The organism is Azonexus sp., assembly GCF_041909095.1.
Taxonomy (GTDB): Bacteria; Pseudomonadota; Gammaproteobacteria; order Burkholderiales; family Rhodocyclaceae; genus Azonexus.
Genome location: NZ_JAYREB010000005.1, coordinates 171185 through 184105, shown reverse-complemented (window position 1 = coordinate 184105; position 12921 = coordinate 171185). Strand labels below are relative to the sequence as shown.

At 65.1% G+C, this 12921-nt stretch carries 17 protein-coding genes; 7 read left to right on the top strand and 10 right to left on the bottom strand.

Features of this window, described 5'->3' with window-relative positions; translation table 11 throughout:
• Position 1: 1 nt before the first annotated feature.
• Entirely contained in the window at positions 2 to 298 is a 297-nt protein-coding gene (locus ACE3OV_RS11835) for a hypothetical protein (RefSeq protein WP_374327352.1), read from the top strand.
• 4 nt (positions 299 to 302) lie between these two features.
• On the opposite strand, the gene ACE3OV_RS11830 is transcribed toward ACE3OV_RS11835, so the two are convergent.
• Complete coding sequence (locus ACE3OV_RS11830; RefSeq protein WP_374327350.1) at positions 303 to 620, bottom strand: hypothetical protein; 318 nt, start codon at positions 618 to 620, stop codon at positions 303 to 305.
• 237 nt (positions 621 to 857) lie between these two features.
• On the opposite strand from ACE3OV_RS11830, the gene ACE3OV_RS11825 reads away from it, so the two are divergent.
• Entirely contained in the window at positions 858 to 1469 is a 612-nt protein-coding gene (locus ACE3OV_RS11825; protein WP_374327349.1) for an OmpW family protein, read from the top strand.
• Between the two features lie 42 nt (positions 1470 to 1511).
• On the opposite strand, the gene ACE3OV_RS11820 is transcribed toward ACE3OV_RS11825, so the two are convergent.
• From ACE3OV_RS11820 to ACE3OV_RS11790, 7 genes are read right to left on the bottom strand one after another with little or no spacing between them, the layout of a single operon-like run.
• Positions 1512 to 2756, bottom strand: coding sequence for an EAL and HDOD domain-containing protein (locus ACE3OV_RS11820; protein WP_374327347.1), 1245 nt, complete (start codon positions 2754 to 2756; stop codon positions 1512 to 1514).
• Positions 2757 to 2764: 8 nt separating this feature from the next.
• Entirely contained in the window at positions 2765 to 4144 is a 1380-nt protein-coding gene (locus ACE3OV_RS11815; protein WP_374327345.1) for a phosphomannomutase/phosphoglucomutase, read from the bottom strand.
• A gap of 9 nt (positions 4145 to 4153) precedes the next feature.
• Positions 4154 to 5107, bottom strand: a complete 954-nt coding sequence (locus tag ACE3OV_RS11810) for a YheT family hydrolase (protein ID WP_374327344.1) — start codon at positions 5105 to 5107, stop codon at positions 4154 to 4156.
• Complete coding sequence (locus ACE3OV_RS11805; RefSeq protein ID WP_374327343.1) at positions 5104 to 5547, bottom strand: nuclear transport factor 2 family protein; 444 nt, start codon at positions 5545 to 5547, stop codon at positions 5104 to 5106. The genes ACE3OV_RS11810 and ACE3OV_RS11805 overlap by 4 nt, the downstream gene beginning before the upstream one ends.
• On the bottom strand, positions 5544 to 6557 hold the full coding sequence (waaF, locus tag ACE3OV_RS11800) for a lipopolysaccharide heptosyltransferase II (RefSeq protein ID WP_374327342.1): 1014 nt from the start codon (positions 6555 to 6557) through the stop codon (positions 5544 to 5546). Before waaF ends, ACE3OV_RS11805 begins: the two co-directional genes overlap by 4 nt.
• A gap of 36 nt (positions 6558 to 6593) precedes the next feature.
• Positions 6594 to 6782 carry a zinc-finger domain-containing protein gene (locus tag ACE3OV_RS11795; protein WP_374327341.1) on the bottom strand — a complete coding sequence of 63 codons (189 nt, stop codon included), beginning with the start codon at positions 6780 to 6782 and terminating at the stop codon, positions 6594 to 6596.
• Positions 6783 to 6803: 21 nt separating this feature from the next.
• Entirely contained in the window at positions 6804 to 7724 is a 921-nt protein-coding gene (locus ACE3OV_RS11790) for a branched-chain amino acid transaminase (protein WP_374327340.1), read from the bottom strand.
• Between the two features lie 90 nt (positions 7725 to 7814).
• On the opposite strand from ACE3OV_RS11790, the gene ACE3OV_RS11785 reads away from it, so the two are divergent.
• Genes ACE3OV_RS11785 through mnmA form a run of 3 tightly spaced genes read left to right on the top strand, consistent with a single transcriptional unit; the run spans position 7815 to position 9899 of the window.
• Positions 7815 to 8261, top strand: a complete 447-nt coding sequence (locus ACE3OV_RS11785) for an NUDIX hydrolase (protein ID WP_374327339.1) — start codon at positions 7815 to 7817, stop codon at positions 8259 to 8261.
• Positions 8261 to 8809: a hypothetical protein gene (locus ACE3OV_RS11780; RefSeq protein WP_374327338.1), complete on the top strand. Its 549-nt coding sequence runs from the start codon at positions 8261 to 8263 to the stop codon at positions 8807 to 8809. The genes ACE3OV_RS11785 and ACE3OV_RS11780 overlap by 1 nt, the downstream gene beginning before the upstream one ends.
• Complete coding sequence (gene mnmA / locus ACE3OV_RS11775) at positions 8802 to 9899, top strand: tRNA 2-thiouridine(34) synthase MnmA (RefSeq protein ID WP_374327336.1); 1098 nt, start codon at positions 8802 to 8804, stop codon at positions 9897 to 9899. The genes ACE3OV_RS11780 and mnmA overlap by 8 nt, the downstream gene beginning before the upstream one ends.
• Before the next feature lie 6 nt (positions 9900 to 9905).
• On the opposite strand, the gene ACE3OV_RS11770 is transcribed toward mnmA, so the two are convergent.
• Positions 9906 to 10478 (bottom strand): HD-GYP domain-containing protein, encoded by a 573-nt coding sequence (locus ACE3OV_RS11770; RefSeq protein WP_374327334.1) that lies wholly within the window; start codon positions 10476 to 10478, stop codon positions 9906 to 9908.
• Positions 10479 to 10574: 96 nt separating this feature from the next.
• A complete protein-coding gene (locus ACE3OV_RS11765; protein ID WP_374327332.1) occupies positions 10575 to 11183 on the bottom strand; it encodes a glutathione S-transferase in 609 nt (202 codons plus the stop codon).
• A 94-nt stretch (positions 11184 to 11277) separates the two neighbouring features.
• On the opposite strand from ACE3OV_RS11765, the gene purB reads away from it, so the two are divergent.
• Together purB and ACE3OV_RS11755 are read left to right on the top strand one after the other, a co-directional pair.
• A complete protein-coding gene (gene purB / locus ACE3OV_RS11760) occupies positions 11278 to 12645 on the top strand; it encodes an adenylosuccinate lyase (RefSeq protein WP_374327330.1) in 1368 nt (455 codons plus the stop codon).
• Positions 12645 to 12917 (top strand): hypothetical protein, encoded by a 273-nt coding sequence (locus ACE3OV_RS11755; RefSeq protein ID WP_374327328.1) that lies wholly within the window; start codon positions 12645 to 12647, stop codon positions 12915 to 12917. The genes purB and ACE3OV_RS11755 overlap by 1 nt, the downstream gene beginning before the upstream one ends.
• Positions 12918 to 12921 lie beyond the last annotated feature (4 nt).

Here is a 12921-nt window from a genome sequence, read left to right as displayed (position 1 = left end):
GGTGTTGTTGCTGATCGCCGCGCTGGCCTGCGGGCCGGCGCTGGCCGATGGACTCGACCGGACGCCGCTCGAGGCGGTGACCGCCGACGGCCAGCCGGTTCGGCTGTTCCCCAATGGGCGCTGGGAGTATGTGGACCAGGCGAAGGCGGCCGCCGCGCAGAAAGTGGCCGCCGACTACCCGGAAAACCAGACTCGTCCGGTCGAATCGCAGGGCATCGTGTTCGGCGGCATCGGCCGCTACGTGATGCCGGGCGACAAGGATTACAACCGCGGCTCGTTGAATCCGAAGCTGCGCTGAGCGCTCAGCGCAGCAGTTCGCGGGGCTCGCTTTCGCGGACGCATTCCCCGTCGATGATCTCGCCGTCTGCGGCATGCGCCGCAGGCGTGGCGGTCGGTGCCGCTTCGCGCATTACCTGGCGCAGCGCACGCGTCTTCCACCAGAACCAGCCGGCAAACGCCAGGCCGATCACCGCCGCCACGGCCAGTGCCACCAGCGAAAACATCACGCCCAGGATCAGCAGGCCGACACTGAGCAGCGCGGTCAGCAGTTTGCCGACGATGCCCTGCGGGGTGCGGGAAAAGCGGAGGTGAGAGGAAAAGGGCTTGGACTCTCTGATCATGAGTGGGTGATGTTGTTCTGCAAAGCGCCTATTGTCGCCCAAGCTGCCGGCAGTTTTGTGTTTTGCGCGCACCGGTGTGTAACGAAGCGTCGCGCGAATTTGAAATAAACGGTGTTGCCATCGTTCTGTTATCAGAAAAGTGTTTATAAATTGTTTATTTCATTTTGATTTGGGTCAATATGTGGGGCGTACAGAGGGCTAGCATCATCACTTTCTACAACGACAAAGGGAGTGTTCATGTTCAAGCCAGTTCTTTCGTCCGCCCTGCTTGCTGCCGCGCTGGCGGCTTCGCTGCCGGTTCAGGCTGCCGATCAGGGGAGTTTCATGGTGCGGGCGCGCGCCGTTCATATCAATTTCGACAACGGCCAGAGCGATACGGTCAAGGCGCTCGATGTCACGGCGCAGAACCGCTGGATTCCGGAAGTCGATCTCAGCTACTTCTTCACGCCGAACATCGCTGCCGAACTGGTGCTGACCTATCCGCAGAAAGTGAAGATCGACTCCGTGCTGGGCAAGATCGGTACGATCAAGGCGCTGCCGCCGTCGCTGATGCTGCAATACCATTTCACCAATCTCGGTGCCTTCAAGCCTTATGTCGGTCTCGGCCTGAACTACACGGTGTTTTACAAGCGTGGCAATTTCGATATTCCCGGCGTCAGCGTCGATCGCTCCAGTGTCGGTCTGGCGGCACAGGCGGGTTTCGATTACGCGCTGGACAAGAACTGGTCGCTGAACATGGACGTCAAGTACATCCAGATGGATACCGACGTCAAACTTGGCAGCACCAAGCTCGGCAAGCTTGATCTCAACCCGATCACTGCCGGCATCGGCATCGGTTACCGCTTCTGAGTTTCGCCAGCTGTCCGACGTAAGGGGGCTGCGGCCCCCTTTTCATTTTCCCGCGGTCAGCGTTCCCGCCCAGGCCAGGGCAGCGGTTTGCGCGCGGTTCAGTGCCCTGGCGTCGAGTCCGGGCTGTTGCGCGAGTTGTTCGGCGAGCCCCGGCAGATCGCCGCTTTCGCTGCATTCGGTGATGCCCAGCAGCCTGGCCAGTACGCCGCTGGCTTCGCACAGCGCTGCCTTGACGCTGTCGGCGATCGGCAGGGGGCTGACGATGTCGCGGATCGGCAGGCCGACCAGGGCCGGCATCAGCGACATGATGCCCACCATGAAGGCCTGATCGGCAAAACCGGCATCGCCTGGCCGGATTTCTTCGGCGAGCAGTTCCATCAGGCGGCCGCGGGTGGCTGCCATGAGCAGCAGGGCATTGTTGTCGGTATTGGGTTTGCCGGAAGCGAAGAGCAGGAGTTGCAGCCAGCGTTGCAACTGGCGGCGGCCGAGCAGGGTGATCGCCTGGTTGAGCGAGCTGATGCTGCCCGTGGCGCCGCTGGCGACCGAGTTGCTCATGCGCAGCAGGTTGACGGTGAGGCCGGGCTCCGATTTGAGCGCCGCTTCGATCTGCTCGGTAGCGGCGTCGGCGAGCAACAGTCCCATCAGCTTCATCAGCGACAGTTGCGAGTGGTCGAGGCGACGGCCGGCGATGATCGTCGGTCGGGCGAAGAAATAGCCCTGGAACAGGGAGAAGCCGAGCTGCAGGCATTGTTCCATCTGTTCCCGGGAGTCGACCTTCTCGGCGAGCAGGGTCTTGCCTTTGGGTCGCAGCTGCAGCGTCAGCCGCATCAGCTGGACGCGGCTGAGTGCCTGGATGTCGATCTTGACGATATCGACCAGGGTCAGCAGGGCGTCGTATTCCGGCGTGAAGTCGATGACGTCGTCGAGGGCCAGCGTGAAGCCGGCGGCTTTCAGCGCCCGGCAGCGGTCGATGACGGCCGGCGTCGGCTTCACCGTCTCGAGGATTTCCAGTACCACCGTCTGCCGGGGCAGCAGCTCCAGCATGTCGCTGAACAGGAATTCCTGGTCGACATTGATGAAGCCGCGGCAACTGCCAAGCGCCGCTTCGACGCCCAGTTCGGTGAAGGCGTTGGCGATCACCGTTGCCGTCGCGGCGACGCCGTCGGTGACAGTCGCCGCGTTGTCCTGGCCGCCGCTGCGAAAGAGCAGTTCGTAAGCGTAGAGCCGCTGTTCGCGGTCAAGGATGGGCTGCCGCCCGAGAAACAGCTGATCGGCGTCTACGCTCACGAAACGCCTCAGAAGGGCAGGGCGATGTCCGGCCAGACGGCGTTCAATGCCTGACGGAAGGCGTCCTGGATGCGAGCCAGCGCGGCGTCGTTGTCGGCCTCGAAGCGCAGCACGACGACCGGCGTCGTGTTCGACGGGCGGGCCAGGCCGAAGCCGTCCGGATATTCGACGCGCACGCCGTCGATGGTGATCACCTCGCTGGCGCCGGCAAACTGGCCCGATGCCTTGAGCTTGTCGAGCAGTGCAAAGGGTTCGCCTTCGGCCATCTTGATGTTGAGTTCCGGGGTCGACGGCGAGTTCGGCAGCGCCTTCAGTGGTGCGTTGGCATCGGCCGCGCGGCTCAATATTTCGAGCAGGCGGGCGCCGGTGTACAGGCCGTCGTCGAAACCGTACCAGCGTTCCTTGAAGAAGGTGTGGCCGGACATCTCGCCGGCCAGCGGGGCGCCGGTTTCCTTCAGCTTGGCCTTGACCAGCGCGTGGCCGGTGTTCCACATCAGCGGCACGCCGCCATGTTCGCGAATCCACGGCGCCAGCAGGCGCGTGCATTTGACGTCATAAATGATGGTGCCGCCCGGCACGCGCGACAGCACGTCGGCGGCAAAGAGCATCAACTGGCGATCCGGGTAGATGATTTCGCCGTCCTTGGTGACGACGCCGAGGCGGTCGCCGTCGCCGTCGAAGGCGATGCCCAGTTCGGCGTCGGTGTCCTTGAGCGCCTGGATGACGTCAGCCAGGTTTTCCGGCTTCGACGGGTCCGGGTGGTGGTTGGGGAAATTGCCGTCGACCTCGCAATACAGCGGCACGATCTCGCAACCGAGGCGCTGGAAGAGTTCCGGGGCAATCGCGCCGGCAACGCCGTTGCCGCAGTCCATGACGATCTTCAGCGGGCGGGCGAGCTTGACGTCGGCGACGATCTTCTCGACATAAGCGCCGAGCACGTCGGCGCTGGTTTTCTTGCCCTGGCCGGATTTCAGCTTGCCGGCTTCGATGCGCCGCTTCAGATCCTGGATTGCCTCGAGCGCCAGCGTCGTGCCGCCGATCACCATCTTCAGGCCGTTGTAATCCGGCGGGTTGTGGCTGCCGGTGACCGAGACGCAGGAATGGCAGCCCAGTTCGTAGGCGGCGAAATAGGTGAGCGGGGTCGGCACGCAGCCGACGTCGATCGCGTCGCAGCCGGTGGACACGATGCCGTCCATCAGCGCCCCGGCCAGTTCAGGGCCGGAGAGGCGGCCATCGCGCCCGACGGCGATGGCCGTCTGGCCTTGTTCCAGCGCCAGCGAACCAAGCGCCTGGCCGATCAGGCGCACGACGTCGGCGGTCAGCGACTTGTTGACGATGCCACGGATGTCGTAGGCCTTGAAGATTTCTGCGGGGAGTGCTTGGCTCATGATCTCTGCTTATGACGTTTCGAAAAGGAAGAAGTGTAAGAGTCTTTGCGCCAGCCAGTCCAGCCGCCCCGGAAAGGCGCCGCCGACGAAACCGACATGGCCACCGCCGGCCGGCTGTTCGAGGCGCACGCCGGGAGCCGCGTCGGCCGGGGTCGGCAGGTGGGTGGCTGGCAGGAAGGGATCGTTGCGCGGATTGACGACCAGCGCCGGCAGCGCGATCGATTGCAGATAGGCCTTGGCCGAACTGCGTCGCCAGTAGTCGTCGGCGCCGGCAAAGCCGTGGATCGGGCCGGTCACCGCATCGTCGAATTCCCACAGCGTGCGCGCCCGGCGCATCCGGGTTTCGTCGAAGAGGCCGGGGAAGCGCCGCAGGCGTTCGGCCGAGACCCGCTTCAGCGTGCTCAGGAAATGCGCCGTGTAAATGCGGTTGAAGCCTTGTGCCAGGTGATGGCCGCAGGCGGCGAGATCGAGCGGCGGACAGAAGGCGGCGACCCCGCTGACCAGCTCGGCGGCCGCTGCGCCTTGTTCGCCGGCCCATTTGAGCAGCGCGTTGCCACCGAGCGAGACGCCGGCGGCGTGGACCGGGCTGCCGTAGCGCGCCTGGACACGGCGCAAAATCCAGTCGATTTCGGCGGAATCACCGGAATGGTAGGCGCGCGGCTGGCGGTTGAGTTCACCGGAGCAGCCGCGGAAATGCGGCAGCACGCAACGCCAGCCGATGGCGTGGCAGGCGAGCGCGGTGGAGATTGCGTAATGGCTGCGCGAACTGCCTTCCAGGCCATGGAACAGGATCAGCGTCGGCGCCGTGTCGGCGGCATCGACGAAGTCGACGTCGATGAAGTCGTCGTCCGGCGTTTCCCAGCGTTCGCGGCGCAGCGGCAGCGGATGCGGCTTGCGCAGCAGCGGCCACAGCGTCTGGGCGTGGCCGCCGGGCAGCCAGGCCGGGGCACGGTAGGGGCTCAATGCAGGGTGTGCGGGATGGCGTCGGCCATCGCCTGGTGGCCATCGTCGGCCGCCGAGGCGTGGCGGCAGGCGAGCCGCCAGCCATGGGCGCCGCGGACATAGACATGGGTGACGTGGAGCGGCCCGTGCGGCGCCGGATCGTCGCCGACGAACAGGGTTTCGCTCAGGTGATGCACCGCCATCACCGATCCCTGCCAGCGGGCGACGGTTTCGCTGTGGATGCGCAACCGGGTGCTGGCAAAGATCGCCCGCCAGCTTTCGCGGATCAGCGGTACGCCGGTCAGCCGGGCGCCGGTCGGGTGGACGCAGACGCTTTCATCCTCCTCGCTCCAGCAATGCATCAGCAGGTCGGCATCGCCGCTGGCCAGCGCGTCGTAGAAGGCGTGCTCGACGTCGTCCGGCGAGGCCAGGGTGGTGGAGGGCGGGGTGGGCTGGCTCATGCTTGCATCCATTTCTGACAGGCGGCGAAAACCTGCGCCGGCAGCAGCCGGTTCAGGCAGTCGAGGTGGCCGAGCGGGCAGTCGCGCTTGAAGCAGGGGCTGCAGTCGAGCTTGAGGCTGAGGATGTCGGCGCGCTCGGAAAGCGGCGGCGTGAAACCGGGCGACGACGAGCCGTAGAGGGCGACGATCGGCCGGTCGACAGCGGCGGCGACGTGCATCAGCCCGGAGTCGTTGCAGACGACGAAGTCGGCCAGCGCCAGCAGGTCCACGGCCTGGTCGAGGCGGGTGGTGCCGCACAGGTTGCGGCAGCAGCCGGGGGCGAGGGCGGCGATTTCTTCGGCAACACCATGGTCCTTCGGCGAGCCGAACAGCCAGACGACGTAGCCGGCGTCGGCCAGGGCACGCGCCAGGGCAGCGAAGTGCGCCGCCGGCCAGCGCTTGGCCGGGCCGTATTCGGCGCCCGGGCAGAAGGCGACCAGCTTGTCCGGGCGGACCATGGCGAGTTCGCAGAGCGTCCGCTGCCGGTCGTTGTCGGTCGAGCGCAGCCGGGGATGCGGGATCGGCCGTGGCAGCTCGCCACCGGGCGCTGCGGCGAGTTGTGCGAAGCGCTCGACCATCAGCGGCAGTGCAGCTTCATCGAGATGGTGGCGGACGTTGATCAGGCCGTAGCGTGCTTCGCCGGTGAAGCCGACGCGTCGGGGAATGCCGGCAAAGAGCGGCAGCAGTGCCGATTTCAGCGAGTTGGGCAGGACCCAGGCGGCGTCGTAGCCGCGCCCGGCAAGCTCGCGGCCGAGGCGCCAGCGCGCCTTGAGCGAGAGTTCGCCGTGGGCGAAGGGGTTGTCGACGATGTCGTCGATCTCCGCCATGCGCCGCAGTACCGGTGCCACCCAGCGCGGGGCTAGGGCGTCGAGGCGCAGGCCGGGATGGCGTTCGCGCAGGCGCGCGAACAGCGGCTGCGCCATGATGGTGTCGCCGATCCAGGACGGCGCGACGATCAGGGCCTTGTTCATGGAAAAACGGCGGGTTTCACACCCGCCGCCTCTGGCTCAGTGATGGCCCTTGGGCGCTTCGCCCGCGAAGGTGTAGCGGGTGCCGCAGTAGGGACAGACCGCTTCGCCGGTCTTCAGCACGTCGAGGAAGACGCGCGGGTGCTGGCTCCACAGCGCGGAACCCGGCTGCGGGCAGTGCAGCGGCAGGTCGGCGGCGCTGACTTCGACGGTCTTGTGGTCGGACATCGTTTTCTCCCTGAGCTTGGATCAGACGTGGGCCAGCCAGTCGGCGTGCGCCGCCGAGCGGCCATAGACCACGTCGAAATATTTTTCCTGCAATGCCTTGGTGATCGGGCCGCGGTGGCCGGGGCCGATCTGCCGGTTGTCGAGTTCGCGGATCGGCGTCACTTCGGCGGCGGTACCGGTGAAGAAGGCTTCGTCGGCGCAGTAGACTTCGTCGCGGGTGATGCGCTTCTCGATCACCTCGATGCCCAGTTCGCCGGCCAGCTGCATGACCGTGGCGCGGGTGATGCCTTCCAGGCAGGCGGTCAGGTCCGGCGTATACAACTTGCCCTTCTTGACGATGAACAGGTTCTCGCCGGCGCCTTCGCAGGCATAGCCTTCCGGGTCGAGGAGCAGGGCTTCGTCGTAACCGTCGGTGGTCGCCTCGTTGTTGGCGAGGATCGAGTTCATGTAGTTGCCGGAAGCCTTGGCGCGCACCATCGTGATGTTCACGTGGTGGCGGGTGTAGGACGAGGTCTTGATGCGGATGCCGCGCTGCATGCCTTCCTCGCCGAGGTAGGCGCCCCAGGGCCAGGCGGCGATGATCACGTGCACCTTGGCGCCCTTCGGCGAGACGCCCATCTTTTCCGAGCCGTAGAAGGCGAGCGGGCGCAGGTAGCCGGATTCCAGCTTGTTGGCGCGGATCACTTCCTTCTGCGCTTCGTTCAGCTCTTCCTGCGAGTACGGCATCTGCATCTGGAAGATGTGCGCCGAGCGGAACAGGCGCTCGGTATGTTCCTTGAGGCGGAAGATCGCAGTGCCGGATTCGGTCTTGTAGGCGCGCACGCCCTCGAAGACGCCCATGCCGTAGTGCAGGGAATGGGTGAGGACGTGGGTGGTCGCTTCGCGCCAGGGCACGAGCTTGCCATCCTGCCAAATGAAACCGTCGCGATCCGACATGGACATGGTGGAATTCTCCGTGATGCACTCTTGAAAGCATGAAATTTTAGCCGAAATCAGCGGCTAAAATAATGCTTTTGACGCAGGAAGCCTTGCATGATCTGGAAGCCGAACGTGACCGTTGCCGCCGTCGTCTATCGCGATGGCAGGTTTTTGCTGGTCGAGGAGGAAACCGAGACCGGGCTCGCCTTCAATCAGCCGGCCGGTCATCTCGAGGCGGGCGAGGCGCTGGTCGATGCGGTGGTGCGCGAGGCGCGCGAGGAAACCGCCTACGATTTCAAGCCGACGCACCTGGTCGGCATCTACAACTGGCCGCATCCGACCAAGGATCTGACTTACCTGCGCTTTGCCTTCGCCGGCGAGCTGCGCGGTCACGATCCCGAGCGCAAGCTCGATGACGGTATCGTCGGCGCCCGCTGGCTGACGCTCGACGAAATTCGGGCGACGCAGGAACGGCATCGTAGTCCGTTGATCCTGCGTTGCTGCGAGGACTATCTGGCCGGGCGGCGTTACCCGCTCGACCTGCTGGTGCATTACGGTTGATGTGGCGGCATGCCCTCGCCGCCGTCACCTTGCTGTTCGCCGGGGCAGCGGTGGCCGACGAGACGGTGGTGGTCTGTTACGGTTATGGCTGCGTGGCGCAGGCTGAAATCCGCTATTCGTCCGGGCAACTCGGGGAGATCCGACGCCTGCTGGCGTATGCTGGTGATCCGGCCAATGAGCGCATCATTCTGGCCAAGGTCATCGGCCGCCTTTACCGCTGGGCCGGCGAACAGTCACCGGTGCATGACGACCGCGGCGGCAACTACGCCGACGGCAACGAGTCGGGGAAGATGGATTGCATCGACCATTCGACGACGACGACGCGTCTGCTCGAGATGCTGCAGCGCTACGGCTACCTGCGCTGGCATCGGGTGCTGGCGCCGGAGCCGCGCTATCTGCTCGGTCTCATCGCCAACCACTGGTCGGCGGTGATCGAAGAGATGAGCGGCGGTCATTACGTCGTCGACAGCTGGTTTGTGAACAACGGAGAACCGGCGGTGATCCTGCCGCTGGAAGAATGGAAGAAAGGGGCTGGGCCCGATGTCTAAAGGTACGGTAGTGGTCGGTTTGTCCGGCGGTGTCGATTCGTCGGTCGCGGCGCTGTTGCTGAAGCGCCAGGGCTGGGAGGTGATCGGCCTGTTCATGAAGAACTGGGAAGACGACGACAACGACGAATACTGCTCGTCGCGCCAGGATCTGGTCGACGTGATGAGCGTCGCCGACGTGATCGGCATCGACGTCGAAGTGGTCAATTTTGCCGCCGAGTACCGCGACCGCGTGTTTGCCGAGTTCCTGCGCGAATACCAGGCCGGACGGACGCCGAACCCGGACATCCTGTGCAACTCCGAAATCAAGTTCAAGGCCTTCCTCGACCACGCCATGCAGCTCGGCGCCGAGAAGATCGCCACCGGCCACTACGCCGGCGTGCGCGAATTCAACGGCGAGTACCAGTTGCTGAAAGCCGAGGACGGGACCAAGGATCAGAGCTACTTCCTCTACCGCCTGAACCAGGCGCAGCTCTCGAAGACGCTGTTTCCGCTCGCCGACCTGTACAAGCGCGAGGTCAGGAAGATCGCCGAGGCCGAAGGCCTGCACGTCGCCACCAAGAAGGATTCGACCGGCATCTGCTTCATCGGCGAGCGGCCGTTCAAGGACTTCCTCAGCCGCTACCTGCCGCCGAAACAGGGCGAAATCCGCCGCCTCGACGACGGCAAGGTGCTCGGTAGCCACGACGGCCTGATGTACCACACCCTCGGCCAGCGCAAGGGGCTGCACATTGGCGGCCTGAAGGAAAAAGGCCAGCCCGGCGGCGGCGACCACGACGCCTGGTTCGTCGCCGGCAAGGACATGGAGAAGAACGTGCTCTACGTCGTCCAGGGCCACGATCATCCGGCGCTGCTGCGCGACAGCCTGGTCGCCGAGCAGTTGAGCTGGGTGTCCGGACGGGCGCCGCACACGCACTGGGTCTATACCGCCAAGCCACGCTACCGGACGGCCGACCAGCCGTGTGAAATCGAGCGCGTCGATGGCGAAGCCTGTGAAATCCGCTTCGCCGAGCCGCAATGGGCGCTCACCCCGGGCCAGTCGGTGGTGCTTTACGAAAGCCGGGTCTGCCTGGGCGGCGGCGTGATTCTTTGAGAAGCCCTAACCAGCGCGCATTGCCGAGCGTTCGATGACATGCTGGAAGGCGTGTAGCAGGTCGGGGTCGAACTTCTCGGCATCCGACCCGGCCAGGATGTCGATGATTTCCCGGTGCGGCCGCCCCGGGTGGTAGGGGCGGCTGGTCGCCAGCGCGTCGTAGTTGTCGGCCAGCGCCAGCACCCGCGCCGTCAGCGGAATACCGGTGCCGCGCAGGCCATCCGGATAGCCCGAACCGTCGAAATTTTCGTGATGGTGGCGGACCAGCGCCGCCAGCTCCGACGCCCGCTCGTCATCGACGGCGCGGACGATGCGTTCGCCGATCAGCGTGTGCTGGCGCATCGTTTCCCTTTCCGCCGGCTCGAAGCGTCCCGGCTTGAGCAGGACGCGGTCGGGAATGCCGATCTTGCCGATATCGTGCAGGCAGGCACCGAGCGCCAGCAGGTCGAGTTCGTCGTCGCGCAGCGCGATATGGCGACCCAGCTCCAGGGCCAGCCCGGCCACCCGGTCCGAGTGGCTGCGCGTCTCCGGGTCGCGCTCGGCAAGGGCGATGCACAGGGAATCGAGTTTGTGGTTCATGGGTCTACCTGTCTCCGGAATGCCGGGTTGACCTCGCCGCGGGGCGCGAGTTCGAAAAAAAAGGCGCCAGCCGGCGCCTCCCTTGTGCTTTCGGGATCAGACGACGGGAACGGTGTCGATGAAGGACTGGCGCTGCAGCAGTTTTTCGTACAGACGGGCCAGGTTCGGGTGGTCGGTCGCCCAGTCGAAGTCGGGGAAGCGCAGGCAGAGGTAGCCCAGGGCGACGCCGACGGCGATGTCGGCGAGCGAGAAGTGGGTGCCCATGCAGTAGCTTTTCTCGCCGAGGTGGGTTTCCATGAAGCGCAGGGTGCGGGCGATGGCGTCGCGCTGGCGGGCGATCCAGTCCGGGCTTTGTTCGTTGGCCGGGCGCAGGCCTTCCATCACGGCGCTGACGGCGGCGTCGCACAGTCCGTCGGCCAGCGCCTCCCAGCGCTTGACCTCGGTGCGTTCGCGGTTGGGCGCCGGCAGCAGCTTGTTGTTCGGCGTGATGTTGTCGATGTGTTCGACGATTACGCGGGAATCGAAGAGCGCCGTGTCGTCGTCGAGCAGCAGGGTCGGGATGCGCCCCAGCGGATTGAGGTCGGGCACCGAGCTGTCCGGACTCCGCGGGTGGTCGACGATGAATTCGTATTCCTTCTTCTTTTCCGCCAGGACGACCCGTACTTTGCGGGTGTAGGGGCTGGTGTGCGAACCGATCAGCTTCATTACAGGCTCTGGGATTGGGGTGCGCAATTATAGCGTATGGCGCTGGGTGAGGTCGGGCGGGTAAAATCCTGCCCTTAACGATAAGGATGCTCCCATGGAATTCAACCCCCTGACCGCGCTTTCCCCGCTTGATGGCCGCTACGCCGGCAAGGTCGATGCGCTGCGCGAACACTTTTCCGAATTCGGCCTGATCCGCGCTCGTCTCAAGGTCGAGATCGAATGGCTCAAGGCGCTGGCCGCCGAGCCGCATTTCACGGAAATCGCCGCCTTTTCGCCGGCCACCATCGCCGAACTCGATGCGCTGGTTGCCGGTTTCGGCCCGCAACAGGCGGCCGAGGTGAAGGCCATCGAAGCGACCACCAACCATGACGTCAAGGCGCTCGAATACTGGATCAAGGGACAAACCAAAGCCAATGCCGAAGTGGTCAAGGTCAGCGAATTCATCCACTTCGCCTGCACCTCGGAAGACATCAACAACCTGTCGCACGCGCTGATGTGCCAGGGCGCCCGCGAACAGGCGATGCTGCCGACGCTCGACAAGGTCATCGAGAAACTGCGCGAACTGGCCCACGCCTACGCCGACATCCCGATGATGAGCCGCACGCACGGCCAGCCGGCGACGCCGTCGACGATGGGCAAGGAAATGGCCAACACGGCCTACCGCCTGCAACGCGCCCGCGCCCGCATCGCCGGTGTCGAGCTGCTCGGCAAGATCAACGGCGCGGTCGGCAACTACAACGCCCACCTCGCCGCCTACCCCGGCTACGACTGGGAAGGCTTTGCCAAGCGTTTCGTCGAGTCGCTCGGCCTGACTTTCAATCCCTACACCATCCAGATTGAGCCGCACGACGCGCTGGCCGAGCTGTTCGACGCCTTCGCCCGGGCGAACAGCATCCTGGTCGACCTCGACCGCGACGTCTGGGGCTACATCTCGCTCGGTTTCTTCAAGCAGAAGGTCAAGGCCGGCGAAATCGGCTCGTCGACCATGCCGCACAAGGTCAACCCGATCGACTTCGAAAACTCCGAAGGCAACCTCGGCCTGGCCAACGCCATGCTCAAGTTCCTCGCCGAAAAGCTGCCGATCTCGCGCTGGCAGCGCGACCTCACCGATTCGACGGTGCTCCGCAACATGGGCGTCGGCCTCGGCTACACGCTGCTCGGCTACGACTCGCTGTTGAAGGGCCTGGGCAAGCTGGAAATCAACGCCGACCTGATGAAGGCCGACCTCGACGCCAACTGGGAACTGCTCGCCGAGCCGATCCAGACGGTGATGCGCCGCTATGCCGTGCCCAATGCCTACGAAAAGCTCAAGGAACTGACCCGCGGCACCCGCGTTTCGCGCGACGGCATGCAGGCCTTCGTGTCCACGCTGGATATCCCGGAAGCTGCCAAGGCCGAACTCCTGAAGCTGACGCCCTGGGACTACACCGGCAAGGCGGCCGAACTGGCCAAGCGCATCTGATGGCCTGTCCCGACTGCGGCGGCGAATCGCCGGACGGCGCCACCGTCTGTCCGAATTGCGCCACCCTGCGCCGTCTGGCTCGCCTGCGCGTCAGCAGTAGCGCGCTCAAGGGCGGCGTCAGTGGCCTGGCGCTAGGGCTGCTGCTGGTCACCGTGCTGCTGGCCTGGGGCGACCTCGCCGATTCGGTCAAGGCGCTGCTGCTCGCGTTGCCCCTTGTTCTCGCCGCGCTGGGCGCGGTGATCGGCTGGCGGCGCGCTTCTTCCTCTTCCTGATTCC